This is a genomic window from Paenibacillus sp. UNC496MF (assembly GCF_900113915.1).
Lineage (GTDB): Bacteria > Bacillota > Bacilli > Paenibacillales > Paenibacillaceae > Paenibacillus_Z > Paenibacillus_Z artemisiicola.
In genome coordinates this window covers 421,071-446,310 of sequence record NZ_FORE01000006.1, presented here as the reverse complement: position 1 = coordinate 446,310, position 25,240 = coordinate 421,071, and the positions used below count along the sequence as shown (strand labels likewise).

Annotated in this window: 30 protein-coding genes; 17 read left to right on the top strand and 13 right to left on the bottom strand. The window is 64.3% G+C overall.

From position 1 onward, the window contains the following. Positions 1-59: 59 nt before the first annotated feature. The gene (locus BMZ79_RS10585; RefSeq protein ID WP_090639535.1) at positions 60-530 is read left to right on the top strand and encodes a DinB family protein; all 471 of its coding nucleotides are present in this window, start codon (positions 60-62) and stop codon (positions 528-530) included. A 159-nt stretch (positions 531-689) separates the two neighbouring features. Here the strand turns inward: BMZ79_RS10585 and BMZ79_RS10580 are convergent, their stop codons facing one another. From BMZ79_RS10580 to BMZ79_RS10570, 3 genes are all read right to left on the bottom strand, one after another. Next, the gene (locus tag BMZ79_RS10580; protein ID WP_090639532.1) at positions 690-1,535 is read right to left on the bottom strand and encodes a metal ABC transporter permease; all 846 of its coding nucleotides are present in this window, start codon (positions 1,533-1,535) and stop codon (positions 690-692) included. A gap of 104 nt (positions 1,536-1,639) precedes the next feature. Beyond that, on the bottom strand, positions 1,640-2,515 hold the full coding sequence (locus BMZ79_RS10575; protein WP_090639530.1) for a metal ABC transporter ATP-binding protein: 876 nt from the start codon (positions 2,513-2,515) through the stop codon (positions 1,640-1,642). A 40-nt stretch (positions 2,516-2,555) separates the two neighbouring features. Next, positions 2,556-3,560 (bottom strand): metal ABC transporter solute-binding protein, Zn/Mn family, encoded by a 1,005-nt coding sequence (locus BMZ79_RS10570; RefSeq protein ID WP_090639528.1) that lies wholly within the window; start codon positions 3,558-3,560, stop codon positions 2,556-2,558. Between the two features lie 224 nt (positions 3,561-3,784). Here BMZ79_RS10570 and BMZ79_RS10565 point away from each other — a divergent pair, with 224 nt between their 5' ends. Together BMZ79_RS10565 and BMZ79_RS34250 are read left to right on the top strand one after the other, a co-directional pair. After that, positions 3,785-4,198, top strand: a complete 414-nt coding sequence (locus BMZ79_RS10565) for a hypothetical protein (protein WP_090639526.1) — start codon at positions 3,785-3,787, stop codon at positions 4,196-4,198. Then, entirely contained in the window at positions 4,195-4,359 is a 165-nt protein-coding gene (locus BMZ79_RS34250; protein ID WP_177222091.1) for a hypothetical protein, read from the top strand. Before BMZ79_RS10565 ends, BMZ79_RS34250 begins: the two co-directional genes overlap by 4 nt. A gap of 98 nt (positions 4,360-4,457) precedes the next feature. Here BMZ79_RS34250 and BMZ79_RS10560 read toward each other — a convergent pair whose 3' ends face one another. After that, positions 4,458-5,531, bottom strand: coding sequence for an LLM class flavin-dependent oxidoreductase (locus tag BMZ79_RS10560; protein ID WP_256252646.1), 1,074 nt, complete (start codon positions 5,529-5,531; stop codon positions 4,458-4,460). Positions 5,532-5,832: 301 nt separating this feature from the next. Between BMZ79_RS10560 and BMZ79_RS10555 the strand changes: the two genes are divergently transcribed. After that, positions 5,833-6,165, top strand: coding sequence for a DUF3221 domain-containing protein (locus BMZ79_RS10555; protein ID WP_090639523.1), 333 nt, complete (start codon positions 5,833-5,835; stop codon positions 6,163-6,165). A 142-nt stretch (positions 6,166-6,307) separates the two neighbouring features. Here BMZ79_RS10555 and BMZ79_RS10550 read toward each other — a convergent pair whose 3' ends face one another. Beyond that, positions 6,308-6,982, bottom strand: a complete 675-nt coding sequence (locus BMZ79_RS10550; RefSeq protein ID WP_090639521.1) for a response regulator — start codon at positions 6,980-6,982, stop codon at positions 6,308-6,310. Next, complete coding sequence (locus BMZ79_RS10545; RefSeq protein ID WP_090639518.1) at positions 6,963-8,150, bottom strand: sensor histidine kinase; 1,188 nt, start codon at positions 8,148-8,150, stop codon at positions 6,963-6,965. The genes BMZ79_RS10550 and BMZ79_RS10545 overlap by 20 nt, the downstream gene beginning before the upstream one ends. Positions 8,151-8,397: 247 nt before the next feature. Between BMZ79_RS10545 and BMZ79_RS10540 the strand changes: the two genes are divergently transcribed. Together BMZ79_RS10540 and BMZ79_RS10535 are read left to right on the top strand one after the other, a co-directional pair. Further along, positions 8,398-8,907: a CcdC protein domain-containing protein gene (locus BMZ79_RS10540; protein ID WP_143088926.1), complete on the top strand. Its 510-nt coding sequence runs from the start codon at positions 8,398-8,400 to the stop codon at positions 8,905-8,907. Between the two features lie 203 nt (positions 8,908-9,110). Next, on the top strand, positions 9,111-9,578 hold the full coding sequence (locus tag BMZ79_RS10535) for a hypothetical protein (RefSeq protein WP_090639514.1): 468 nt from the start codon (positions 9,111-9,113) through the stop codon (positions 9,576-9,578). Positions 9,579-9,600: 22 nt separating this feature from the next. On the opposite strand, the gene BMZ79_RS10530 is transcribed toward BMZ79_RS10535, so the two are convergent. Then, positions 9,601-10,431 (bottom strand): helix-turn-helix transcriptional regulator, encoded by an 831-nt coding sequence (locus BMZ79_RS10530; RefSeq protein WP_256252645.1) that lies wholly within the window; start codon positions 10,429-10,431, stop codon positions 9,601-9,603. A gap of 223 nt (positions 10,432-10,654) precedes the next feature. On the opposite strand from BMZ79_RS10530, the gene BMZ79_RS10525 reads away from it, so the two are divergent. The 5 genes from BMZ79_RS10525 (at position 10,655) to BMZ79_RS35045 (ending at position 16,181) form a co-directional block, all read left to right on the top strand. Then, entirely contained in the window at positions 10,655-12,577 is a 1,923-nt protein-coding gene (locus BMZ79_RS10525) for a beta-L-arabinofuranosidase domain-containing protein (RefSeq protein ID WP_090639508.1), read from the top strand. 134 nt (positions 12,578-12,711) lie between these two features. Further along, on the top strand, positions 12,712-13,791 hold the full coding sequence (locus BMZ79_RS10520; protein WP_143088925.1) for a phosphotransferase: 1,080 nt from the start codon (positions 12,712-12,714) through the stop codon (positions 13,789-13,791). 28 nt (positions 13,792-13,819) lie between these two features. Next, positions 13,820-14,671 carry an aldo/keto reductase gene (locus BMZ79_RS10515; RefSeq protein WP_177222090.1) on the top strand — a complete coding sequence of 284 codons (852 nt, stop codon included), beginning with the start codon at positions 13,820-13,822 and terminating at the stop codon, positions 14,669-14,671. Positions 14,672-14,855: 184 nt separating this feature from the next. After that, positions 14,856-15,668: a nucleotidyltransferase family protein gene (locus BMZ79_RS10510; protein ID WP_371263663.1), complete on the top strand. Its 813-nt coding sequence runs from the start codon at positions 14,856-14,858 to the stop codon at positions 15,666-15,668. A gap of 6 nt (positions 15,669-15,674) precedes the next feature. Next, the gene (locus BMZ79_RS35045; RefSeq protein WP_256252644.1) at positions 15,675-16,181 is read left to right on the top strand and encodes a hypothetical protein; all 507 of its coding nucleotides are present in this window, start codon (positions 15,675-15,677) and stop codon (positions 16,179-16,181) included. A 50-nt stretch (positions 16,182-16,231) separates the two neighbouring features. On the opposite strand, the gene BMZ79_RS10500 is transcribed toward BMZ79_RS35045, so the two are convergent. Further along, entirely contained in the window at positions 16,232-17,323 is a 1,092-nt protein-coding gene (locus BMZ79_RS10500; protein WP_090639500.1) for a WG repeat-containing protein, read from the bottom strand. Between the two features lie 174 nt (positions 17,324-17,497). Between BMZ79_RS10500 and BMZ79_RS10495 the strand changes: the two genes are divergently transcribed. Beyond that, positions 17,498-18,403, top strand: a complete 906-nt coding sequence (locus tag BMZ79_RS10495) for an effector binding domain-containing protein (RefSeq protein ID WP_090639497.1) — start codon at positions 17,498-17,500, stop codon at positions 18,401-18,403. 254 nt (positions 18,404-18,657) lie between these two features. On the opposite strand, the gene BMZ79_RS10490 is transcribed toward BMZ79_RS10495, so the two are convergent. Beyond that, positions 18,658-18,873 (bottom strand): hypothetical protein, encoded by a 216-nt coding sequence (locus BMZ79_RS10490; RefSeq protein WP_090639495.1) that lies wholly within the window; start codon positions 18,871-18,873, stop codon positions 18,658-18,660. 43 nt (positions 18,874-18,916) lie between these two features. Beyond that, positions 18,917-19,501, bottom strand: a complete 585-nt coding sequence (locus BMZ79_RS10485) for a DUF3238 domain-containing protein (RefSeq protein WP_090639492.1) — start codon at positions 19,499-19,501, stop codon at positions 18,917-18,919. Between the two features lie 155 nt (positions 19,502-19,656). Between BMZ79_RS10485 and pdaA the strand changes: the two genes are divergently transcribed. Continuing rightward, entirely contained in the window at positions 19,657-20,451 is a 795-nt protein-coding gene (pdaA, locus tag BMZ79_RS10480) for a delta-lactam-biosynthetic de-N-acetylase (RefSeq protein ID WP_090639490.1), read from the top strand. A gap of 222 nt (positions 20,452-20,673) precedes the next feature. Here the strand turns inward: pdaA and BMZ79_RS10475 are convergent, their stop codons facing one another. Next, entirely contained in the window at positions 20,674-21,234 is a 561-nt protein-coding gene (locus BMZ79_RS10475; RefSeq protein ID WP_177222089.1) for a MerR family transcriptional regulator, read from the bottom strand. A gap of 397 nt (positions 21,235-21,631) precedes the next feature. After that, the gene (locus BMZ79_RS10470) at positions 21,632-22,576 is read right to left on the bottom strand and encodes a prohibitin family protein (RefSeq protein WP_090639486.1); all 945 of its coding nucleotides are present in this window, start codon (positions 22,574-22,576) and stop codon (positions 21,632-21,634) included. A 142-nt stretch (positions 22,577-22,718) separates the two neighbouring features. Between BMZ79_RS10470 and BMZ79_RS10465 the strand changes: the two genes are divergently transcribed. Beyond that, the gene (locus BMZ79_RS10465) at positions 22,719-22,961 is read left to right on the top strand and encodes a DUF6953 family protein (protein ID WP_090639484.1); all 243 of its coding nucleotides are present in this window, start codon (positions 22,719-22,721) and stop codon (positions 22,959-22,961) included. 196 nt (positions 22,962-23,157) lie between these two features. Here the strand turns inward: BMZ79_RS10465 and BMZ79_RS10460 are convergent, their stop codons facing one another. Next, positions 23,158-23,466: a hypothetical protein gene (locus tag BMZ79_RS10460; protein ID WP_090639482.1), complete on the bottom strand. Its 309-nt coding sequence runs from the start codon at positions 23,464-23,466 to the stop codon at positions 23,158-23,160. A 119-nt stretch (positions 23,467-23,585) separates the two neighbouring features. Between BMZ79_RS10460 and BMZ79_RS10455 the strand changes: the two genes are divergently transcribed. The 3 genes from BMZ79_RS10455 to BMZ79_RS10450 all read left to right on the top strand — a co-directional run bounded on the left by BMZ79_RS10455 (position 23,586) and on the right by BMZ79_RS10450 (position 25,219). Next, the gene (locus BMZ79_RS10455) at positions 23,586-24,290 is read left to right on the top strand and encodes a pirin family protein (RefSeq protein WP_090639479.1); all 705 of its coding nucleotides are present in this window, start codon (positions 23,586-23,588) and stop codon (positions 24,288-24,290) included. Positions 24,291-24,404: 114 nt separating this feature from the next. Further along, a complete protein-coding gene (locus tag BMZ79_RS34245) occupies positions 24,405-24,569 on the top strand; it encodes a hypothetical protein (protein ID WP_177222088.1) in 165 nt (54 codons plus the stop codon). A 137-nt stretch (positions 24,570-24,706) separates the two neighbouring features. Next, the gene (locus BMZ79_RS10450; protein WP_090639477.1) at positions 24,707-25,219 is read left to right on the top strand and encodes a hypothetical protein; all 513 of its coding nucleotides are present in this window, start codon (positions 24,707-24,709) and stop codon (positions 25,217-25,219) included. Positions 25,220-25,240: the final 21 nt, after the last annotated feature.

The following is a 25,240-nucleotide window of genomic DNA, read 5'->3' as shown; positions in this document are numbered from 1 at the left end:
TTGCCCGCGGTCTTTTTTTGCTTTTTTTTCAATCTCAAACGGAGCAGGAGGCTAAACGAATGTTGAAATTATTCGCCTATAACTGGCAGGTTCGGCAGGATTGGTTCGCTTGGTGCCAAGACGTGCCCGAAGAAGAATTGCTCCGGGAGCGGACGGGCGGGGTCGGCGGTATCCTGCATACGCTGTTCCATGTCGCGGACGTGGAATACAGCTGGCTGTCCGTGCTGCAAGGGAAGCCGGAGTTCACGGAGCCGTTCGACAACTACGCCGATTTGCGGCGCGTGACGGAACTGTCGGCCCGCTTTCACGAGGAGGTGCGCCCGTTCGTCATGGCGTGGACCGGCGAGATGGAAGACAGGGTGCTGTCGGAGATCGCCCCGGGAGGCGACCCCGTCTCCTTCAAGCACGGCGAAATCATGCGGCACGTCATCGCCCATGAAATCCATCACATCGGGCAATTGTCGGTGTGGTCGAGGGAGATCGGCAAAGTCCCCGTGACGGCGAATCTGATTCGCAGGGGATTGTTTTGACCGAAGGCGGCAGCGGCGAATACCCCCGCCTTCGGCTGCGGCCGACCGCGTTCGTTTCATTTAGCCAGCCAGATAGGAAGCTTCTTATTTGCGGCTAACGGATGCCAAAAGCCGGTCCCTCCCCTCCGGGAAGGACCGGCTTCTTTCGCATTTCGCGATTCACGCCCCGCCGGGTTCGGCTTGCCCGGGCATGGCGTCCGGCGCGGCCGTGCGCCGCTCCCGGAGCCGCCGCCAAGCCAGCGCCCCGAAGTAAAACGCCGCCTCCAGCGCCGTGATATAGAAGCTGACCGGCGCGTTCATGTAGTAGCTGAGCGCCAGGCCGCCCCAGACGCCGGTCACGCCGAAGGCGACGGACCAGGCGATCATGCGGGAGACCGCGTGCGACATCTGCCGCGCGGCCGCGGCCGGCGCGGTCATCAGCGTGAACACGAGCAGCGCGCCGACGATGAGGATCGCCTCGGACACGGTGACCGCGAGCAGCAGCAGGAAGCCGATGGACAGGAGGCGGACCGGGAGCCGCGCCGCTTGGGCGCCGGCGGGGTCGAACGAGTCGAATTTCAGCGGCTTATACAGGAGCGCGAGCGCCGCGAGCACGGCGGCCGACAAATACACGATCTCGAGCACGTTGTCCCAGCTGATGCCGACGACGCTGCCGAACAGCAGCGCGGTCATGGCCGTCGCCTTCTTCGTCGACAGCGAGAGGAAGAGCAGGCCGAGGCCGAGGAACAGGCTCAGCACGACGCTGATCGTCACTTCCCGCCGGAACGCTTTGACGCCGAGGCCGCCGATGGCGAAGGCGCTCGCGACCGGGAACAGCAGCAGCCCGCCGATGGGAGTCCACCCCGCGTACACGGAGAAGGCCGCCCCCGAGAAGCCGATATGCGAGAACGTATGGGCGATGAACGATAGCTGGCGGGCAATGACGAACACCCCGATGACGCCGGCCATGACGGCGACGAGCGTGCCCGCCAGCAGCGCGTGCTGCATGAACGCATAATGAAGCATGGTACTCCTCCTCTTCGCGGCGTTACAAGTTAACGGCGGCAAAGGTGATTGGTTTGCGTTCGCTGGCGAAGGCCAGGGAATGCAGCATTCACCGGTACAAACGGTTAATGCCGGCAAATGCCGGGGGCCGGCTCGCCGGTAATGGTCACGAGCAGCTTGCCGTCGGCGCGCAGGACGTCGACCTTGCCGCCGTACAGCCGCTGCAGCACCTCGGTCCGCATCACCTCGTCGACGGTGCCGACCGCGTGACGGCGCGGCGTGAGGTACAAAATCCGGTCGGCGTAGCGGTTCACGAGGTTCACGTCGTGGCTGATCAGCAGCACGGCGACGTTCCGCCCGCGGCGGACGCGGTCGATGACCGCGGCCATCTCCTCCTGCGCGCCGGGGTCCAGGTTGGACGTCGGCTCGTCGAGCAGGAGCAGCCGGGGATTGCGGACGAGCGCCTGCGCCAGATAGATCCGCTGGCGTTCGCCGCCGGACAGCCGGCCGACGGACTTGCGGGCGAGCCGCGCGGCTCCGGTCAGCTCCAGCGCCTCTTGCACGGCGCGCTTATCCGCGCGGTTCAGCCAGGGCCGGACGGCGTGCGGCAGGCCGAGGCAGACGAAGTCCCAGGCCTGCATCGGCAGCTCCGGGTCGATCTGGCGCGACTGCGGGACGTAACCGACCGCCGTTTGCCCGGCTTCCGCCGGCCGGGGGAGGACGATGCTGCCCGCCTGCGGCTTGACGAGGCCGAGCAGGGCGCGGAAGAGCGTCGTTTTGCCGGCGCCGTTCGGGCCCAGAATGCCCAGGAATTCGCCCGGGTTCACATGGAACGAGAGATCGTTCAGGATCGGTCTGCCGTCCAAATGCACGGTTAGCTGCCGGACCGCGAGCGCGGCGCCGCTTGCGCCGTCCGCCAAGGGCGGCACGGGAGCCGGCGAGGGCGGGGCGGCAGGCGGAGCCGGCGCGGGATAAGGCGCGTTGACGGCCAAGGGGTTCATGGCGGTTCCTCCTTCGTGCGTAATCGGCCGAAGCCGGGAGTCAGTCCAGCGCGGCTTCGACTTGGCCCAGAATGTCCGTCATCCACGCGACGTAATCCTTGCCGGCGGGCAGCGTTTCGGTCACCTCGACGACCGGGACGCCGCTTTGCCCGGCGAGGTCGACGAGGTTTTGCACGGTCGGGCTGGTGGCCTGCGCGTTGTTGACGAAGAAGGCGATTTCTTTGCCCTTGATCTCGTCCTGGAGCCGCGCGATGTCCTGCGGGGCCGGGTCGGTTTCTTCTTCGGCGGCCATTTTGAACGTATCGTCCGTGATGCGGAGGTTCAGCGCCCGCGCCATGTAATCGAACACGGGCTCGGAGACGGCGACCGGCAGCGGCTCCGCCTGCTTGAGCGACGCGACCGCCTCGGTCAGCGGCGCCAGCGACTGTTTGTAATCGGAAGCCTGATTCGCGTAGTCCGTCTTATGGTCCGGATCGAGCCGGCCGAGCCGGTCGGCCAAATAATCCGCGTATTTGCCCATCGTGTCCGGGTTGTACCACACGTGCACGTTGTCGCCGTCCTTCCGCGCCATGACGTCGCTCGCGACCCGGATGACCGTCTTGTCCGCGGCCTTGCCGGAGGCGTCGATCAGCTTCTGCGCCCATTCGTCGTAGCCGATCCCGTTGAAAATCACGACGGATGCCTCGTCGACCGCCTTGGACGCGTCCGGCGTCGGCTCGTAATCGTGCGGGTCGGCGTCCGGGCTCGTCAGCAGGGACGTCACGTCGACGTACGCGCCGCCGACCGCCTCCGCGACCTCGCCGTAAAAGTTTTCCGCCGCGACGATGCGGATTTTGCCGGCGTCCGCCGCGCCTCCGCCGGTCGCGCCGTTGCCGCCTGTTGCGTTGGAGCGGTTGGTTGCGTTGCCGCTGTTGCTTGCGCCGTCGCTGCCGTTCGCGTTGTCGCCGCCGGCTCCGCAGCCGCCGGCCAGCACGAGAAGGGAACCCAGCAGGACCGCCGCGGCGCCCCGTTTCATGGCATGCTTGTGAATCAGACGTTTGTTCATTCTTATTCTCTCTCCGTTCCTTATTTGTAATATTTACGATTTAAGGACATGACGCCATTATAGGCGCGGCGACTTTCGGACGTCAATGCCTTTTCGTAAAGTTTACAAATAAAATCGCGCCGAAAAGGCGCCAAACCGTTTGACGCGCTTCGGAAAAGCTTCGTTTCCCGAAGCACCGGCAGCGCCGACAATCGCTACGAAACGAAGGAGGTGTCCGTAGATGGATGCGGAAACGTCCGGGCCGTTCGTATATTTCTTCGTGCGGGGCGATCAGCCGCGAGGCGGTTCCCCGGCCGCTTCCGCGCAGGTGCCGGAGCATGCTTCCGCCCGTCCTCAAGTTCACGCTCACGACCATCATCATGAAACACTCGCATCCTAACCCGCATCATCCTGCTCATCAAAAGCATCCGGCGCATCGAACGCATCGCCACGATCATTCGCGGGGCGCAAGCCACGGACGCGGCCATGGGAGCGGCAACAAGCTCTTCGCCGTTCTTCATCATGCCGGCGGGGAGCTGTTCGACATGGGCGGCTACCTGATCTTCGGCGCGGCCGTCGCCGCCGCGGCGCAGGCGTTTCTGCCCCGGGCGGAGCTGGCAGGCAATCGCCGCAAGAGCGGTACGAGGTACGGTACATGAAGCCGAACTGGCCGAAATCGCCGCAAGAGCGGTACGAGGTACGGTACATGAGACCGAAATTGGCGAAATCGGCGCAAGAGCGGTACGAGGCGCGGTACATGAAGCCGAAATTGTCGAAATCGGCGCAAGAGCGGTACGAGGTACGGTACATGAGGCCGTAATCGGCGAAATCGCCGCAAGAGCGGCACGAGGTACCGCTCTCGCCATCAGCAATCCAAAAAAGGCTAGCCCGCATCATAGCGGACCAGCCTTTTCGCGTTTACTTCGTGCCTTCGATTCGCGCCAGCTCCTGCAGCACGAGCGGCTTCACCTTCGTGCCGAGCAGCTCGATGGCGCGCAGCACGTCCTTGTGCGGCATCGTGCCGACGTTCACGTGCAGGAAGAAGCGCGTGATGCCGAGGTTTTTGCGCAGCAGGACGATCTTCTCCGCGACGTACTCGGGGTCGCCGAGGTAGAGGGCGCCGCGAAGGCTGCGCGCGTCGTCGTACGTGGCGCGCGTGTATGGCTGGTTCCAGCCGCGCTCGCTGCCGATTTTGTTCATCTGCGCCTGCGTCGGCTTGAAGAACAGCTCGGCCGTCGCCTCCTTGTCGTCGCCGACGAAGCCGTGCGAATGCGTCGCGATCGGCAGCTTCTCCGGGTCGTGTCCCGCCTGCGCGGCCGCCCGCTTATAGAGGTCGACGAGCGGCGCGAATTTCTCCGGCATGCCGCCGATGATCGCGAACGCGATCGGCAGGCCGAGCAGCCCCGCGCGAATGGCCGACTGCGCATTGCCGCCGCTCGCGATCCAGACCGGGAGCGGATCTTGGACGGAGCGCGGGTAGACGCCGAGGTTTTGAATCGCCGGCCGGTGCCCGCCGCGCCAGGTCACTTTTTCGGAGGCCCGGATCTGGAGCAGCAGCTCCAGCTTCTCCTCGAACAGCTCGTCGTAATCCTCGAGGCTGTAGCCGAACAGCGGGAACGATTCGATGAACGAGCCGCGGCCCGCCATGATTTCCGCCCGTCCGTTCGAGAGGCCGTCCAGCGTCGCGAACGACTGGTAGACCCGTACCGGATCGTCCGAGGACAGCACGGTTACGGCGCTCGTCAGCCGGATGCGCTGCGTCAAGCCGGCGGCCGCCGCCAGCACGACGGCCGGCGCGGTGCCCGCGTAATCGGGGCGATGATGCTCGCCGATGCCGTACACGTCCAGGCCGGCGCGATCGGCAACGACGATCTCTTCCACCGCCCGGCGCAGCCGCTCGGCGTGGCCGATCACCGCGCCCGTCTCGGGGTCCGGCGTCGTTTCCAAAAACGTACTGATCCCGATTTCCATCGCTTTTGCCAATTCTGCCATGTGAGTGCCCCCTCCATTTTCTCCAGTGTACGCAATAACGGATAGTTTCTCAAGAATAGTAAGTAAATTTCGAATTGGAAAGTCGATGATCGGCCCTGCAGCCCGACTGTTTTCCTAAAAGGACTATGGCGGCGGCAGGAAGAACGCGCATGCATCGCTCGCTAACAAAGAAATATGGTGCGAGACCGCAAAACCGTGTGCGAACCTTTTCTTTTAGTATGGTTCTCCAACGCAGAGGAATAGCGGGATTCCGAAACTTTCCAGCCGAACCCGGCGTCTGGAGAGCAAAGGGGGAGATGGCATGCGCGCGTGCTTATTGCTGTTGCTGGCGGTATTCTTGGTTCTGCCGGCGTCCGGGTGCTCGGGCGGCGGCGAATTCGACCTGCACGGGTATGTCGCCAAAGTCGAAAAGAAGCGGCTGCTGATCGTCTGGGGCGTGTCCAAGGAGGACGTCGGGACGCTATCGCTGAATGAGCTGCTGGATAAGGCGGCGCCAAACGCGGGGGAGTTGAACTACGGCGGCGCGAGCAAGTTCAAGGCGGGGGACAAAGTCCGCGTACGGACGACCGGGGTGTCCGATGATTCTTACCCGGCCATCATGGACGGGAAAAAGGTCGAGCTAGCCGAACCGTAACGCATATCCGCAATCGCGCCGCTGTCCTGCAATCCGTGGCCGGCAGGCCCGCAGCTACAAAAAGCCTCCGAACTCCGCGTCGATAACGGGCTTCGGAGGCTTATGTCAAAGGTTTCGCGAGGTGATCATGCCGCACAGCGGCCTACTTCACCATTCCGTGCCGCAGCGCCGCCACGACGACCTGCGTCCGGTCCTCGCAGCCGAATTTCTGCAAGATCCGGTGCACGTGGGACTTGACCGTGCCTTCGGTGATGAACAGCTTTCGGGCGATGCGGTCGTTGCGCAGCCCGTATGCCATCTCCTGCAAGATCTCCCGCTCCCGCTCCGTCAGCGGCTCCAGCAGCGGGGGCGCCGCGCCCGCATCCGGCACGAGGCAGGCGGACGACACCGCCCGGGACAGCGCGCCCGCCGCGAGGTCCGTCCGGTACACCGCTTCGCCGCGATGCGCGGAGCGGACCGCTTCGAGCATATCCTCCACGTCCGCGTCCTTCAGCAGGTACCCGACGGCGCCCGCGCGGATGACCTCGTAGATGTAATCCGGGTCGTTGAACGTCGTCAGCACGACGATTTTCACGTCCGGCAGCTGCCGCAAAATCGCCTTCGCGGCCTCGATCCCCGTCATCTCCGGCATCTGGATGTCCATCAGGATGATGTCCGGCCGCAGCGCGAGCGCCTGCGCGACCGCTTCCCGCCCGTCGGCCGCCTCGCCCGCGAGCGTCATGTCGTCCTGCAGGCCGATGACGTAGCCGAAGCCCTGCCGGATCATCTTCTGGTCGTCCGCCAGCAGCACCTTGATTTTACCGTCCGTCGTCGTCATCGCGATCCCCCGTTTCCTCGCCGGAGCCGTCCGGCAGCTCCGCTTTGATCTCGAACCCGTGCGGCTCCGCCGCTCGCCACGTCAGCCGGCCGCCCTGTTCCTCGAGCCGCGCCCGCATCGTTTTCAGCCCGAAGCCTTCCCGCACGCCGCCGGCCGCCCCGGCCCGGCCGTCGTCCCGGACAAGCAGGACGATCCGTCCGTTCTCGCGATACAACCGCACGTCGGCGCGCGTCGCCCCGGAGTGGCGGACGAGGTTGGTGATCGCTTCCTGCAGCACGCTGAAGAGCAGCGCGCCGTCCGCTTCCCCGGCTTCGTCCTCCGCCAGCTCCGACCGAAACGCGTAGCCGACGCCGGCCGTCGCCTCCATGCGGGCGAGCAGCGCCCGAAGCGGCGCCAAGCCGGACACCGCCCGATCGTCCGCGAGCGCGTGAACCGACGTCCGGATGTCCTGCAGCCCCTGCCGGGCCACGCCAAGCATGCCGGACAGCGACTGCTCCGCCTGCGCCGGGTCCTGCGCGATCATGTAGCGCAGCGCCTGCATTTGCACGATCAGCGAGGTCAGGCTGTGCCCGACCGCGTCGTGGATGTCGCGGGCGATCCGCGCGCGTTCGTCCAGCACCGCGTTGCGCATCGACGCCGCGGAAGCCTCCTGCAGATGGGCGTACGCCTCCTGCAATTCCGCCAAATGCCGCTTGTTCGCCTCGTACGCGCTGTCGCGCTCGCGGCGGCTCCGCACGTTGACATAGAAGAAGACCGCGATGATGACGAACGAGGCGAAGCTGGTCAGGTTCACTTCCCCGAGCGCCGTGTACAGCAAAGTGACCGCGATCATCGCGGCGAGCAGCGGCACGCGCCTGGGGCCGAGAAACAGTCGGATGGCCGTCGTGACCACGATCGCCGCGAGATAATAAATCAGGACGTTTTCCTTGAACCAGATGATGCCCGCCGCGGTTTCCAGCGCGACCAGTCCGACGAACGCGATCGACATCGCGCGGGGCTGCCAGAACGCCCGCAGGACGAACCGGCTGACGAACGTCGCCCAGATGAGGACGTTCAGCGCGATTTTGACGGGCGAACCCGCGAAGAATCCGTTCAGATGCATCAGCAGGGCGATGAATACCGTGACGGCGGCCGCGCGGATGACGAAGCGCCGGTCCTGCAAGTCCATAAGAGTGTCGCCCCCGTTCGCCGCGCATTCTTGCGCCGGCCGTAATCGTACGTACGCGATTCGATACGTTCATTGTAGCCGCGCCGCAAGCCGGAACGCAACGCGGCCCAAGACCGCCGCCGGCTGTCTCTATCCGTGGATAGAGGCGCGGCTTCGCCGGGTTCTATCCGTCGGCGGTCGAGCGGACAAGCCGGTTCGGGCTATGATGGTACCAGTTCGGCAGCGATTAGACGGGGAGGCGGCAGCAGTGCAGCAGCTTATCATTTTAGTGTTGGTTGGTTTCGTGGGGTATCGGATCGTTCGCAGGGTGAAAGGCAACTTCTCGTGGAGCGCGATTCGTCCGGGCAGGATGGGGACGCGGATGCTCCTGCTGGCGGCGGTCGGCGCGATATTTTTGGCGGAGGGCGGGTTCGGCGCGGTCGGCGTCGTCTCGGATATCCTGGGCATTCTGATCGGCGCGGCGCTCGGCATCGTCGGCGCGGCCATGACGTCGTACGAACGGCGCGGGGCGGATTTGTACTATAAAGGCAACGCGTGGATCGGCGGCATCGTGACCGTGCTGTTCATCGGGCGCTTGGGGTACCGGGTCTACGAGATGACGACGGCTTCCGGCGGCGGCGGCTGGAGCAGCGCGAGCTTCGCCGCGGGCAGAAGCGGCTGGGCGTCCGGGCTCATGCTGATCATGTTCGCTTATTACATCGTTTACTATGCGCTCCTGCTGCGGCAGGGCAAAGGCGCGCCGGTTCGTACGCGGTAAGCGGGGTTATGGCGCAGAACGGGGTGGGGGATCATGGTAAAATCGCAGTAGGCCGGCATCCGCAATATTCAGCGCCGCCAATAATTAACGCTTCTCACGATTAACCGCATGGTCCTTCATGCGGTTTTTGGTTTGCGCCGTTAACCGCTCGGGTACGCTGAGGACAAACGGGAGCCATGCACTCCCTCTCGGAGGTATACGCGATGAAAATCGGCATCATCATCGGATTGACCGCGGTAGCCGCATATGCGCTTCTGCCTGCGGTCTACGGGGCGCTCGTTCGTTGGGACGGGTATGCCGCGGAGCGGCGGACGGAAGCCTTTTTGAAACACGTCCAAGACCAGCGCTTTCAAGCGGCGGCACGGGCGGCGGATGCGTCCGGGCACGCGCCGGAACGGGAACGACGAATGGCGGAGGTCCGCCGAATGGGACTGCGCCTCGCCGCCTACCGGCAGGTCAGCGCCGACTACGACGATGGCGGGTACAATACGGGACATGCGCGGCTTACGTGGGAGCTGAACGGGCGAACGCTCGAGACGGAAGCGATTCTCGCCTTCGGACCGGGCGGCAAGCCCCGCCAGGTATGCGCCGTGACGCCGGCGGGACGCGCGCCGGGCTCGATCCCCGCGCTCGCGGCATGGAACCGCATCCTGTGCGGAAGCGGCTTCTAGGGAAGCCGCGGGCGCACCGTCCTCACGTCCGATACCGCTGGCGGAACGCCTTCGGCCGCGTCCCCGTATGCTTGCCGAAGCAGCGGACGAAGTACGAGAACGTGACGAACCCGGTGTCCTCCGCGATTTTGCCGATCGGCTCGCCGGTGTGGATGAGCAGCTGCTTCGCCTGCTCGATCCGGTAGCGGGTCAAGTAATCGAGCGGCGTGCAGCCGAACGCCTTCTTCATGCAGAGCGCGATGTAGTTGGGGTGAAAATGCAGCTGCTCCGCGAGCGCCTTGTAACCGATCGGCTCCCGGTAGCTGCGCCGCAGGTACGCGGCGGCCTCGTCCGCCAGCGCGAGCTGCGGGTCCTTGGCGGACGCGCCGCCTTCCTCCTGCAGCCGTTCCAGCAGCTGCTGGAACATCCCCTGCTGCCGGAACCGGGCGCCCGCCCCGGGCGTCGCCTGCAGCCGCATCAGCTCCTCGAGCCAGGCGTACGCTTCCTCCTTGACGGGCAGCGCGCCCGCGCGCGGCACATGGTAGACGAACGTCTCGATTTGCAGGTACGGCGCGGAACCGTCCGACGCCGCATAGGGCTCCCGCTCCGTGACCTCGCTCCAGCTCCCCAGCGTCTGAAAATGCAGCCAATAAAAATGCGTTTCCGCGTCGCACGGCTTCAGCGTCCGGTGGGACCGGTCCGGGCGCAGGATGGCGAAGCCGCCGGCGGGCACCGGCAGCGGCAAGCCTTCCTCCTCGAGGTACAGGCAGCCGCGCGTCGTCGCGAGCAGGTCGAACACGCCGATGCCGGTCCGGGCCGCGTGGCCGCCGCCGGCCGGGTACGTGTCCTGTCCCGACGCGATGTAATGCGGCATGGGCGGAGAAGTGAATCGGAACATTGGGTTGCCTCTCCTTTCGATGAACTTTCCTCTAGTATACGGGCCTATCGGGTCTCCCGCCAACCGTTGCTTGTTGCCGGAAAGGTTGCGATCGGTCAATTCGGCGTTGTCATCGGCTATCGGTCCGAGCTGCCTTCGCGTGCTATATTCGGGACAGGGGCAAGGCAAATCGCGAGGCGCAAGGGAGACGTGAACCGATATGCAAACGACGACGAACAAACAGGCCAATGCGGCGTTCCGGGAGCTGCCGCTCGGCGCGGTCAAGCCGGCCGGTTGGCTGCGCGACCAGCTGCGGATTCAGGCCGACGGCCTGACGGGCCATCTGGAGGAGCACTGGGCCGACGTGGGGCCGGACAACGGCTGGATCGGCGGGACGGGCGAGAGCTGGGAACGGGGACCGTATTATTTGGACGGCCTGCTGCCGCTCGCGTACGCGCTCGGCGACGAACGGCTGATCGCGAAGGCGCAGCGCTGGATCGAATGGTCGCTGGCCAGCCAGCGCGAGGACGGCAATTTCGGTCCGGCGGGACCGATCCAGACGGTGAACAACGACCTGAACAAGCAGCAGGATTGGTGGCATTACATGATCATGCTGAAGGTGTTCACGCAGTACGGGGAAGCGACGGACGATCCGCGGGTCGTGCCGTTCCTGACGAAATTTTTCGGCTACCTGGCCCGTTCGATCGAGCGGCATCCGCTGCAGGGCTGGGCGAAGGCCCGCGGCGCGGAGCTCGTGCTGAGCATCCTCTGGCTGCACCGCAGGACGGGCGACGACGCCCTGCTGGCGCTGGCCGGCATCGTGGCCGAGCAGACGACGGACTGGACGGACGTGTTCCACGACTTCCCGTATTGGCGCAAAGTCGAGGAATGGGACTGGACGACGCACGTCGTCAACGTGGCGATGGGCATCAAGGCGCCGGGCGTCCGCTACGAATTGACCGGCGAGGACGTCGAGCGGGACGCGGTGCACCGCGGCATCGACAGCTTAATGACGTACCACGGCCAGGCGCACGGCATGTTTTCCGGGGACGAATGGCTGTCCGGGACGAGCCCGAGCCAAGGCGTCGAGCTGTGCGCGGTCGTCGAGTACATGTTCTCCATGGAGCAGCTGACCCGGGTGTTCGGCGAAGGGCGCTTCGGGGATATCTTGGAGAAGGTCGCCTTCAACGCGCTGCCGGCCACGATCGCCAAGGACTGGGGCTCGCACCAGTACGACCAGCAGGTCAACCAGATCCTCTGCAACGTCGCGCCGCGCAATTGGAGCAACGGGCCGGACGCGAACCTGTTCGGGCTGCAGCCGAACTTCGGCTGCTGCACGGCGAACATGCACCAGGGCTGGCCGAAATTCGCCTCGCATCTCTGGATGGGCGACGGCCGCGGCGGCTTGGCCGCGGTATCCTACGCGCCGTGCGAAGTGACGGCCGAGGTGGGCGGCGGCGCGTCCGCGACGATCGCCGTCGGCGGGGCGTATCCGTTCCGCGACGCGGTGACGATGGACATCGGGCTCGACCGGGACAGCGAGACGTTCGCGCTCTCGCTCCGCATCCCGGGCTGGTGCGAAGCGCCGGAGCTGACGGTTAACGGCGCTCTGGCGGCGCTTAACGTCGTGAACGGGTACGCCAAGGTCGAGCGCGCGTGGGGCAATGGCGACCGCTTGACGCTGACGCTCCCGATGGCCGTGAAGACGGTCTCGCGCAACTTGTACGCGGTCAGCGTCGAGCGCGGTCCGCTCGTCTACGCGCTGCCGATTCGGGAGAACTGGCAGCGGCTGACCAAGCGCGAGCGGTTCCACGATTGGGAGCTCTACCCGGGCTCCGCCTGGAAATACGGCCTGCTCGCGGACGGCGGCTTCGCCGTGCGGGAGAGCGACGTGCCGTACCAGCCGTTCGACGCGGAGCAAGCGCCGGTGACGCTCAAGGCGTCCGGCAAGCTCGTGCGCGGCTGGAAAATGGAGGGCAACAATGCCGGCACGCCGCCGATCTACCCGGACGTCGAGGGGCAGGAGACGGAGGAGCTGACGCTCGTGCCGTACGGCAGCGCCCGTTTGCGCATCGGCGAATTCCCGCTCGTCGGGGAGCGGGAGAAGGCGTGGAAGCGGAAGCTCCTGCAAGGCGGGTTCTGATTCGGCGTATGCACACGAAAACCGCACGGCGGCTATGGCCCCGTGCGGTTTGTTTTTGACGGGTCTTCCAAACGGGGTAAAAAAGCACTTCCTTGAATCCCAATTAATGGTACGATAGGGAGGAGGAATTGATCTTGTCCCGCCAAGGAGAAGCCATGAGCGACAACCGGTACCATCTGCAAATCGCGAAGCTGTGCGAGCGGCTGGGACTCGGCCCGCTCGCCGGGAACCCGGCGGAACGATCCGGAGGTCTGCTGCATCGCACGTTCGCGCTGACGACCGCGAGCGGCAATTACGCGGTCAAGGCGCTGAACCCCGTCGTGATGAGCCGGCCGGCCGCGAAGGCGAATTTCTTGCGGTCGGAACGAATCGCGGCGCGCATGGAGGCGCGCATCCCCGCAATGGCGGCCAAATCCCTGGGCGGAGGCGTGCTTCATGACGTTCAAGGGCAATGGTACATGGTTTTCGACTGGGTCGAAGGCAGAGCCTGTTCGCCGGGCGAGATCAATGAAGGCCATTGCGCGCGCATCGGCGGGATTTTGGCCGAGATTCACCGGATGGACGTCGCGGGATTCGAACTGCCCGGCGAGCAGCCGACCGGCGAACCGCCCGCGCCTGCCGATTGGCTGGGCCTGCTGGCGAAAGGCTTGGACGGCGGATTCGTCTGGGCTCCGCGGCTTCAGGAACTGGCGGAACGATTGTACGCGTGGGAAGCGCTGGCGAACCGGTCCGCCGCGGCGCTCGCACCGGAAGCGGTCGTCAGTCATCGGGATTTGGGTCCCAAGAACGCGATGTGGCATCACGGACGCCCGGGTCTCATCGACTGGGAGGCAGCCGGCCTTATTCACCCGCTGCTGGATACGGCGGAAACGGCGCTGTACTGGGCCGAAGACGCAGCCGGCTTGATCGACCGGGACAAGCTGGGGGCGTTTATGTCCGGGTATGCCCGGGGCGGGAGACTGCCGCGGCACGCCGAATGGCGTCCCGTTCTGGAGCATGGCTTCTTGGGCAAGCTGGGCTGGCTCGCCTACAACCTGGAACGCTCCGCCGGCAGCGGGACCGCAGCCGCGGACGAGCGCCGAATCGGGACGGAACAAGCGGTCGCGACGCTGGAAGCCGTCGTACGGCATGCGGAACGGATCGACGCGCTGGCGCAATGGCTGGAGGCTTTCGGCAGCGAGCAGGACGGACCGGACGCGAAGACGATCGTTTAATTTTTGAACAAGGATGAGGAGGAATCATATGCTGCAGCGCAAACTGGGCAAGACCGGAATCGACATTCCGGCCATCGGGCAAGGCACGTGGAAATTCGGCGAGGATCCCCGGCGCGAGCGGGAAGAGATCGAGGCGCTGCGCTTCGGCATCGAGCAGGGGCTGACGCTGGTCGACACGGCCGAGGATTATGCGAGCGGCGGCTCCGAGCGGGTCGTCGGACGGGCGATCGGCGACGTGCGCGACCGGGTGTTTCTCGTGACGAAGGTCGCGGCGCGCAACTGTTCGTACGAAGGCGTGCTGCAGGCGGCGGAATCGAGTCTCGAGCGGCTCGGCACGAGCCATATCGACCTGCTGCTGCAGCATTGGCCGAGCGACCGGCACGAGGTCGCCGAGACGATGTCGGCGATGGCCGAGCTGGTCAAGCGCGGCATGGTCAAGCATATCGGCGTCAGCAATTTTTCGGCCGCGCTCATGGAAGAGGCGCGGCGGGGGCTCGGCGACGTGCCGCTCGCGTGCAACCAGGTGCCGTACCATCTGAACGACCGGAGCATCGAGCGCGGGATTTTGCCGTATTGCGAGGCGAACGGGATCACCGTGATGGGCTATTCGCCGTTCGGGTACGCGCCGCAGGTGTTCGGCGGGCAGGGCTTCCCCGAGCCGGGCACGGAGCAGCGCCGGCTCTTGGACGACATCGGCGCCAAGCACGGCAAAACCGTGTACCAAGTGGCGCTGAACTGGGTGCTCCGGCCGGAACGGCTCGTGACGATTCCGAAAGCCGCGAGCCGCGCCCACATCGAAGATAACATCCGCGCCATCGGCTGGGAGCTGGACGGCGAGGATTTGGCGCGCATCGAAGCGGCGTTCCCGGTCAAAGCGTAGGCGGGCTGCCCTGCCCGGCTTGGCAGGAGTCCGCATTCCCCGTCGCCGTGGCCGTTCCGAGACTCCGGCCCTATCTTTCGGGATGGGAGCCGGGGTCTTTGCGTTGGGAGAAATCGGTTGAAAATAGTCGGGAATCCGGTATAATGGGAATATATGTTCGCATTCATGAAGGGGGTGTTCGCGCATGCTGACGGAACGGGACATCATCCGGCTGGTCGAATCGGATGCATGGCGGATGGAGGCGCTGCGCGCCGCGCGGGCGCTGGAGCTGCCGGATTGGTGGATCTGCGCCGGCTTCGTCCGCTCCCTCGTCTGGGACGCGCTTCACGGCTATGCCGAGCGGACGCCGCTCGCCGACGTGGACGTGGTCTATTACGATGCCGGCTGCTTGGACGAAGGCGTCGAAAAGGCGCTGGAACGCAAGCTGCGCGACCGGCTGCCCGGCGTGCCGTGGTCCGTCAAGAACGAAGCGCGCATGCACGTCCTGAACGGCAGTCCGCCGTATGCGTCGTCCGTCGACGCCATCGGCAAATTCCCCGAGACGGCGACGGCGCTCGGATTCGCGCTGGACGCGGACGACCGGGTCCGGCTGACGGCGCCCTGCGGCATCGGCGACGCCGTCCGGATGATCGTGCGGCCGACGCCCTATTTCCGGTCGCGTCCCGAGCTGGCGGCCATCTACGAGAGACGTCTCGCGAGCAAGGATTGGTCGCGCCTATGGCCGAAGATTCGCGTGCGGCCGATTCGGGACGCTGATCGGGAAGTCTTCTCCCGGCGCGCCGCGGGCTGCTTCCGCGCGCGTTACGGGCAGAAGCGGCCGGCGTTGAGGCTGCCCGCCTTGATGCGGAACAGCTGGTGCTGCAGCACGTTGTTGCCGAACTGCGGGACCAGCGGTTCCGAGCTGAGCCCCCAGACGTTCAGGACGACGTTGTTGTTGCGGGCGGGCTTCGCGATCCGGACCTCGTACTTGAATTGCACGGAGGAGATATCCGCGTAGACGAAGTTGGACGTACCGGGCGCAAGCGATACGTTGCATTTCTTCGCGTCGCACGGTGTTACGTTCAGGGCCACCGGAAGGCCGCTCGACCAGTCGAAGATTTGCACCGTCATGCACCGCGCGACCCTTGCGCTCAGGTTGACGAAGTCGACGAGCGCGTACGTCGTGCCCGGATGGCGGCGGAGAATCCCGGTCGTAAAGACCGTTCGCGCGCGCCTGATGAATCTGCGCGGCCGCGGCCGGCGGCCGAAGGAGGGCACCGGCTTGCAGCACCGCCACATTCTGCAAGCGGTCGCGGCCGACGGTTTGCCGTCCGCCGCGACCGCTTGGCGCGCGGGCTTCCCGTTCGTGCCGCCGCGCTTCGCCGTCCGGCTTCGCGCGGAGGCGTTCTTCCGGGGCTTGCGCGACCCGGTAGGTTTGGCGATCGTCATCGGTTATCCCTGCTTTCTATCATCTCTTAATCTACCTGAAATGGTTGCTAGTAGTAATAGATGCAGGGACCGGCGAAGTTGATAGGGCGAATGGCCGGCAATGGAGGCATGCCGGCCAGCCGCCCCTCCGGGTTATTTGGCGGGCTTCCAGACGTACTTGCCTTGTTTGTCGATGTAGCCGTAGGCATCGTCATCCTCTAGGGGATAGACCATGGACAACCCGCCGTGGAACGGTTCGACATACTGGAACGGCTGCGGCTTGATTACGAGTTTCCCCTTAGCGTCGATAAACGCCCATTTGCCTTCGGCAACGCTGACGGCCGCGAGGCCTTCCGAGAAGGGAGTCGTTTCCTCGTAAATTGCCGGGATGACCAGTGCGCCCTTCTTATTAATGAACCCCCATTTTCCGTTGATTTCGACCTCGGCCAAGCCTTCGCTGAAAGAGTCCGCATGCGTAAATTGCGGCGTAATCACATAATGGCCTGACGTATCGATATACCCCATCACTTCGTCGTCGGCCATCACGAGCGACAGACCTTCTTGAAACGGTCGGGCAGCGGTGACGCGTAAGTTTTGAAATATCTGTTGGCCTTTTTTATTAATGTAAATGATCTTTCCGTCGCGCATAACCGGCGATATGCCTTGCTTGAAGGAAGGACCGAACTGACCGGTTTTCGTTTGGAATTGTGGTTTTATGACGAAGCGGCCGCTTTTGTCGACGAAGCCGAGTTTTGCCTCGCGCGGATCCGCATTCGCGCCGAAGATGTTGTGGGGCGTGAAAGCGGCTAAGCCCTCCGAAAAACCTCCAAACGGGATTCCGTCGCCAAGATCCGCAACGACTTTGCCTACTGGATCGATGAACAGCGTATGCACGCCGTTCTCTTCGAAGAGCATGGCCACCGCCAGCCCTTCATGAAAATCTTCGACGAAGCTGTAGATCGGCTTCATGACGGTTTTCCCCGTTGCATCGATAAATCCGTATTTTCGGTTTTTTTCCGAAGTCCCGGTACAGATTTGGGCGAGTCCTTCCGAGAAATCTTCCGCACAACGAAACTGCGGTTTGATTATCACTTTACCGGATGCATTGATATACCCGTATTTACCGCCTTGTTCGATGATGAACAGCGGCTCTGGCTTGGCGGGGGCCGCCCAGGCGCCGCCGCGCGAAGTCAATAAAGCGCCGATAAGAACGATGGTAAGTACTTTAATGGCGGTACGCTTCAATATTGCAGCTCCTCTTCAAAGTAGATCCTTATACAATACCATCCAGTTCCTGTAGCTGTAATGGATGTTTTGTAAAGCTGGATGGTCTTCCGCAAGACGGCAAGAATCATCAAGAATCCGCACGGCGGGCCGCGATACAATGAGAACCGAACAAGAGAGGAGCCGGACATTCGGATGAGAACTGACTACCTGCGGCAGATTCAGGCGACCATCGACCACATCGAGACGCACTTGGACGAAGAGCTGTCCTTGTCGCGGATCGCGGCGGTGGCCCGGATCTCGGATTTTCATTTTCACCGCGTCTTCCTGGTCATGGCCGGCGAGACGGTGATGGAATACGTGCGCAAGCGGCGGCTGGCGCGCTCCGCCTATGCGGTCGCCCATACGGACGAACGGCTCCTCGATATCGCGCTCGCGCACGGTTTTCAAAATCACGAGACGTTCACCCGCGCTTTCAAGCGGATGTTCGACATGACGCCGGCCGACTACCGCAAGAGCGGCATCCGGCCGCCGGCGTACGGGAAGCTGGACGTGCTGCAGCGCAATACCAATCCATATTTGGGAGGCATTCACATGGAGTATCGGATCGTCACGAAACCGGCATTCAAGGTGATCGGCTACGAGCTGCAAACGACCAACGACGGGGAGAACCTGAAGCAGATTCCGGCCTTTTGGCAGGAATACCTTCGCAATGGCTGGGGACATAAGATTCCGAACCGCGTTCACGCCGACAGCCCCGCGGAGCTGGGGATCTGCCACGGCTTCAACATGGAGGAGGGGACGTTCCTCTACCTGATCGGCATGGAAGCCACGGACTTCGACAACGTGCCGGAAGGCTTGGCGTGCCGCGAGTTCGGCGAAGCGGAGTACGCGGTCTTCACCACGCCGAAGGTGCCGGAGCAGGAGTTCTCGCCTTCCATCCAAAACACGTGGAACGCGATCTTCACCGAGTGGTTCCCGCATTCCGGCTACGAGCACGCGGGCAAGCCGGAGTTCGAGCTCTACGACGAGCGCTGCGGCCCGGGCAACGAGCTGTGGGAGATGGACATCTACGTGCCGGTCAAGCGCAAAAGCGCGTAATTCGCCGCATGTCGATGCGCTGCGTGCGGCTGCCGCGGCCGTTGCGATAAGCAGCGGCCGCAAGTCCCGCGCCGCGAACGCAAAAAGGATGCCTTCCCGTTGGGAGGGCATCCTTTTTGCTTGCTCGGCCTGCTTCGCGCCCGGCTCACTGCCAGACCGCAGCGATTTTCACGCCTTATGCCTGCTTTGCCTGCGGCCGGCGCTTGAAGCAAGGGGCGTCTGGGCTTCTTGGCGCGCAGCATTCTCCGCGCCGCTCAGCGCCGGCGAATTTCAAAAAACTCGCAGGCCGCGCGGTCGTGGTACGTCACGTCGCTGACGCTGGATTGGCTGACGACGAGTTGGTCGTCGAACCGGATAATAATGCCGCCGGAGTCGACGATATGGTCGTCCTTATAGACGCGCAGCCGAAACTGCCGCTCCATGGCCTCCGTAAAATCCTCGTCCGATACGAGCCGCCGGTATAATGCCATTCCTCATGCTCCTTTCCGTAAAGCCGTGTCCTCGGCTTGCCCCTTACAGGCTGCGCTCGACGCGAACCGCCGTGCCGCCCGTGGGCGCCGCCGTCCCGGCCTCGCGGTAATCGTGGAGGTGCAGCAGCTCGAATTCGCCAAAATCCACTTGCTTATAAAACTCATAGCACGGAAAGCCGTCATGGCCGCCGCGAAGCTCGACGGCGCCGTCTTCGCCGCGCACGGTCACCCGCACCGCGTATCCCGCGGCCGGCGCATCGGGCCGAAGCGGGTTCCCGACGCTTGCCCGCATCGTGAACGAGACCGCCGCCGCTTCCCAGGATTCGTCCTCCGCGACGATGCCGTCCGCGGACGGTTTAGCCTGCCGCTTGACCGATACGCCGTCCGCGCCGGTCTCCCGGATAATCGTCTCGCCGGTATCCGCGAACCGGAACAGCTTGCGCTTCGCGAAATCCACGACGACTTCCTGCTCGGCGCGCGAGCGGCCGGCATGGGCCGCATGCGGCGTGGATTCCCGCGCGTCCCCGGCTTCCTCGTACGCGAGGCCTGTCTCCGGGTCCCGCACGGCGGGCAGCCAGTGCACGCCGCCGACGAAGACGCCGGCCCTGATTTTGACGATCGTCGCCACCGCGATTCCGCCTCCTTTGCGCTTGGTTGTCGGTTCTATTGTAGCACAAGCCTCCGGGCGCCCGCTTCCCGATCGCGGCCTCACATAATTTCCCTCGGCTTGAGGCATAGTACGCGTATGGAAACATCGTTCAACCTGGGAAAGTGGTGGAGACTATGATTAAACGTCGAGAATGGATCATCATTTTGCTGGCGCTGCTCATCGCCTCGGGGTTCGCCTACCTGCGGCCGGCATCCGCAGCGCCGGGCGGCGGGCCGTTTCATTTCGGCTTCAAGAAGAGCGTCGGCGGCGCCCTGCCGTCCATCAAGGAGGAAGGGTTTCAAAACATCCTGCAGCAGCACGGGGCGATCTTCCTCGGGGACACGACGCAGCGCGAGCTGTACCTGACCTTCGACAACGGCTACGAGAACGGCTACACGCCGGGCATCCTGGACGTGCTGAAGGCCAAGGGCGTGCCCGCGATCTTCTTCGTCACGGGGCATTACGTGAAGGATAAGCCGGAACTCGTCAAACGCATGGTCGCGGATGGGCATCTCGTCGGCAACCATTCGTGGAGCCATCCCGACATGAGCGTGATTTCGAGCAGTCAAATCGGCGCGGAGCTGGCGAAGGTGAAGAACGCGGTCGCCGAGCTGACGGATCAGAAGGAAATGACGTTCCTGCGTCCGCCGCGGGGGATCTTCAACGACCGGGTGCTCGCGGTCAGCAAGGAACAGGGCTATACGAGCGTCTTCTGGTCGGTCGCGTACCGCGATTGGGAGCCGAGCGCGCAGCGCGGCTGGAAATATGCCTACGACAACGTGATGGCGCAGCTGCACCCCGGCGCCGTGATTCTGCTGCATTCGGTGTCCAAGGACAACGCCGACGCGCTCGGGCGCATCATCGACGCCGCGCGCGAGAAGGGGTATACGTTCAAGCCGCTGAGCGAGCTGGCGAGCAAGACATATTGAAAAGCAAGTAGAGAGAGAAGCTTCCGGAACCGCGGCCGACGCGGGGACGGGGGCTTCTTCGGCGTGGCGGGGGCGCATCCATGGCGGGGTGGCCGCGTTTCTTAACGGAGACGGATCGAACGGACCGAGCGGCTCCGCTCCATGCCCCGGACGCGCGAAAGCCCCGGCCCCCGGCAAGGGTCAGGGCTTTCGGCGATCCAAGCCTGCCGGCATCGGCATGCCTCAAAACCACATGAACATCGACTTGAACAAGCCCCGCTTGCGGGCGGGCGCATGGACCGGCGGCTTCGTCTCCGCCGCGCTGCGGCGCAGCTCCTCCGCGGGCGTCGGCTGGCGCGTCTGCTCGACCGAGGCGGCCAGCCGCTCGACCATGCGGCGCAGCTCCTCCAGTTCTTCGCGATGCTGGCGGATCTGCGCGTTGACGACCTCGTCGGCCTTCTGGTCCAGGCGTCGCTCCACCTGGAGAATCCGGGTCAGCACGTCGTTCTCGGCGGTTTGGAGCAGCGAGGAGCTGGCGGCCGTCTCGAGGAACGCTTCGAGCAGCCGCGGCTGCTGATCCGCTTCCCCCGCCGGCGCTCCTGCGGGCATCGGCAGCTGGATCTGTTCCATCGTTTCGCCGCGCTCGATCGCGGCCTTGATGAAGCCGAGCAGCGCCAGGTCTTGTTCGTTGAAAATATAATGTCCGAACTGGTCTTTGCGAAATACCGTCGGGTAGTAGGAGGCCCAGCGTTTTACCGTCGTTTGACTGACGTTCAGCGTGACAGCAGCGTCTTTGCTCTTCACGAGACTCAATCCTCATCACTCCGCTTCCGTTGGATTGCTAAGGGTATTCGCGACGCGAACGCCGCGTCCCTGCAAGGGTGACAAAGGTAGTGCGCATTCGCTAAACAAAGTGGTTTTGCGCGAATCCTCGGCACTTCGGACCGTCTGTCATGCGGCTTGGGGCGGAATTTCGGTCATTCGGGCGATCCCCGAGGCGGGAGGCCGCGTCAACGCCGAACGGGCAGCAAGCCCCGTAGGACTTGCTGCCCGTTCCCGCATGCGCCGCGCTTAAGGCCGCGCGCCATGCCGGCGCGGCCGCCGTTTGATTGCGCCGCGCGGCTCGATCGCGCCGCACGGCGCATGCCGAATTCGGAGGCTGCGCCTTTCTTCTCGGCGCGCCGCCGGCCGCGCCGGGCGCTTAAGGCTGCGCCGTGCCGCTCTCCCGCGCCGCCGCGTCGTTCGAGGCATCGGCGGCCGCGCCTTCCTCGTCGGCGCCGTTCGCGCCCGAAGCGGCCGCGCCGCCCGCGCCGGCGCCGAGCGCGTTCAAGTCGATGAACGGCGTCGCCCCGCCGGTGACGCTCGGCAGCCGGCCGTCCCACTTCTCCACGGCCTGCTCCTGCACTTCGATCTGCTTCAGCTGGATCAGCTCCGGCGTCACTTCCTGCTTCTTCAGCTTGAGCGATTCCGCGTCCGCCTGCGCTTGCGCGACTTTTTGCTGCGCCTCGATCTGCACGCGCTTCAGGTCGTTCTCGGCCTTGAGCGCCTGCTGCTGGGCGACCTGCTTCGCCTCGATCGATTGGTTGAACGCATCGGAGAACTTGAAATTGACGATATTAATGTCGTTTACGACCAGGTCGTACCGCGCCAGCCGCTTCGTCAGCGCGTCCCGGACCTCGGCGGCGACGACGTCCCGCTTGGCGATGAGGTCCTCCGCCGGGTAGCGCGCCGTCACTTCCTTGACGATCTCCTGGATCGCGGGATTCACGATGACGTTGTCGAACGCGCCGCCGACGTTGTTCATCAGCTTGTAGGCCGACTCCTTGTCGACGGAGTAGTTGACGGCGACGTGCGTCGAGACGGGCTGCAGGTCCTTGGACGACGCGGACGTGTCGGTCTCCGCCTTCGTCACCTGCACGTTCACTTGGATGATGGTTTGCACGAACGGAATTTTGAGATGGATGCCCGGCGCCAGGACGTTGTCGTTCAGCTTGCCGAACGTTTTGTACAGCCCCACGTTGCCGTACTGGACGGTCGCGAACGAATTGAAGACGACGAGCAGCAAGGCCAGCGCGAGCAGGACGGTCCAGACGACCGTCCGAACCGGAAAGCGCGGCCGGTTGACTTGCGGTTCCACGACATGCATCGATACCCCTCCCATGAATAGCCCTTGCCGGCACGGCCATCGGCGCCGGGCGGGCGTGTAGTAGAAGATACGCCCGGGGAGCGGGAAAGTGGCAACAAATTTTGGTAAACTAAAGGAAAATCGCCGGAGGTGAACGAAACGGATGGAACGCGAGCAAACGGCGGAGGAAATCGCGCGGTGGATGTTGGCGGAGCTGGAAGCGTCGGGCAGGCTGGAGCAGGACCGGGCGGTCGCGCATATCCTGTCGCGCTACGGGGATAGCTACCTCTACCGGCACGAGAACGGCAACGTCTCGATCGACAAGGACGTGAAGAAGCGGTTCAAGAAGCTGCACGGCGGCCGCGCGGCGTGGGAACGGGACGGGTTCTTCTGGGCATGGACGTAGCAGGGCGAACGGGCGGGCATCCGGCCCGTTCGGATCACGCCCGGAAGACGATCACGCTCGGGAGACGCGCCCGCCCGCCGCTCGGCGCATCACGCGTCGTGATCGATGCGTGATGCGCCGAGCGGACTGGCATCGTCGGATAGCGCCCGGAAGACGTTCGCGCCCGGAAGACGCGCCCGCCCGCCGTGCCCGCGCGTCACACGTCGTAATCGATGCGCCCGTCGGCTTCAATGACGAGCTTGGCGGCGGCGGGGTCGTACGCGACTTCCCCGTGCGTGGAGAAGTACCACGTCTTCCGGTCGGTCGAACCCGCCGGTACGAAGAAAATATTCAGCTCGTCGCGATGACGGACGACGCTCTCGGCGAGCGCCGCGTCGTGCACGTCGATCGCGATCGTCCAGCCTGCCCGGCCTTCGGCGGGCGCGATGGCGAAAGGCAATTCGTGCTTCTTGGAATCGAGGAACAAGCGGCCGCCGACGGTATGGCGGATGTACAGATGGTCCATGATTTTACTCCTCCTTGACATGCTAACTATAGCACACTATGATACTTACATAAAGTAAGTTAATGAGCGTTTCGTTCGTAAATTTCTGGGTCCCGCGGGACCAAAAGGAGCGGATATCCTTGATTAGCGTTTACCCGGCTTCATCCCGTTTTTCCGGCGATCTCGGCTGGCTTCAGTTTAATTTTAGTTTCTCGTTCGCGGATTATTACGATCCGGACAACGTGAATTTCGGCCCGCTGCGCGTATTTAACGAAGACTACATCCAGCCGGGGCGCGGCTTCGGCACGCATCCTCACCGCGATATGGAGATCGTCACCGTCGTCCTGAGCGGGGAAGTGAAGCACGAGGACAATTCCGGCGGCTCCGGCGTGATCCGTTCCGGCGAAGTGCAGCGGATGACGGCGGGCTCGGGCATCCTGCACTCGGAGGTCAATCCGTCCGAGACGGAGGTCGCCAACCTGCTGCAGCTGTGGTTCCTGCCGGAGCGCAAAGGGCTGACGCCGTCCTACGAGCAGAAGGCCTACGATCGCGCCGGCATGAAGAACGCGCTCGCGCCGATCGTCTCGAATACGATCCGCGGCGAGTCCGTGCTCGATATCCACCAGGACATGACGATCTACCTGTCGGAGCCGGACGCCGGCGTCACCGTCGCGTACGAGGGGGACGCGTCCCGCAAACTATTCCTCTTCGTCATCGCGGGCAGCGTCTCGCTGAACGGCGGGGAGCCGCTCGGCCGCAGCGACTCCGCGCGCATCGCGGATACCGCGAAGCTGGACGTGCGGGCGCTGTCGGACGCCCGGTTCATGCTGATTGACCTTCCTTAACCGGCAAGCCTTCCGCTTCCGCGCGGTATAACGCCTCCCCGTCCCGTCAACACTGAAGTTAGACGGGAAGCGACGCATTCGGGAACGAAGCGTACCCGGGAGGGGGAGAAGCGGATGGAGTTCAAGCCGGCCATGCTGGACCGCGCCGCGCTGGCGCAGCTGCAGCGGTTCGAGAGCGAGCTGCGCGAGCAGACGTCGGAGGAGATCGTTCTCGTGGCGTATCAGTCTTACGGGAGCGTGCCGAACGGCGCGCAGCCGGACGCGAATCGCGAGCCGTAATCGGTTTGGAAGCGGTCTTGAAGGCGCGAACTGTAACAGGTTCGTGCCTTTTTGCGCGTCTCGGGAGCAGGATTCGCGGGACGGCGGGGCGAAGGGAGTAGGCGGCAACGGCCGATAAGCGAGGAGCGGATAGGGGAATGAAACGCAAGAACACACGATGGATGCCGCCGCTCGCTTGCGCGGTCCTGGCGATCGTCCTTCTGCTGGCGGGCTGCAGCAAGACCGAAACGCCGCTCGCGTTCGCGGACAAGGTAGATTCGGCGAATCTCGGGGCGGAGCAGGCGCAGGTCCCGCTCGGCATCGACGAGCAGGAGCTCGTCAAGCGGCTGGGCAAGCCGATCCGGACGCTCAACGACGGCGGGCGGAGCTTCCTGTTCATGTACGAGGACTACCAATACGCGTCGGTCGACAACGAGGTCGTCGGCTACTCCCTCGGGCCGCGGTCCGCGACGGGGAAAGGGCTGAAGCTCGGCGCGACCAAGGCCGACGTCGTCAAGGCGTACGGAGAAAGCTACTACGAGCGGGGCGGCAGCGGGCCGTCGGCCACGATCGGCTATCTCGACAAGACGAACCGGCTCGCGATGGAATTCGAGCTGAAGGACGACAAAGTGAAGGCCATCAGCGTCGATTCGTTCAAACTCTACGAGTAAGCGATCCCTCGTGACGAAGCG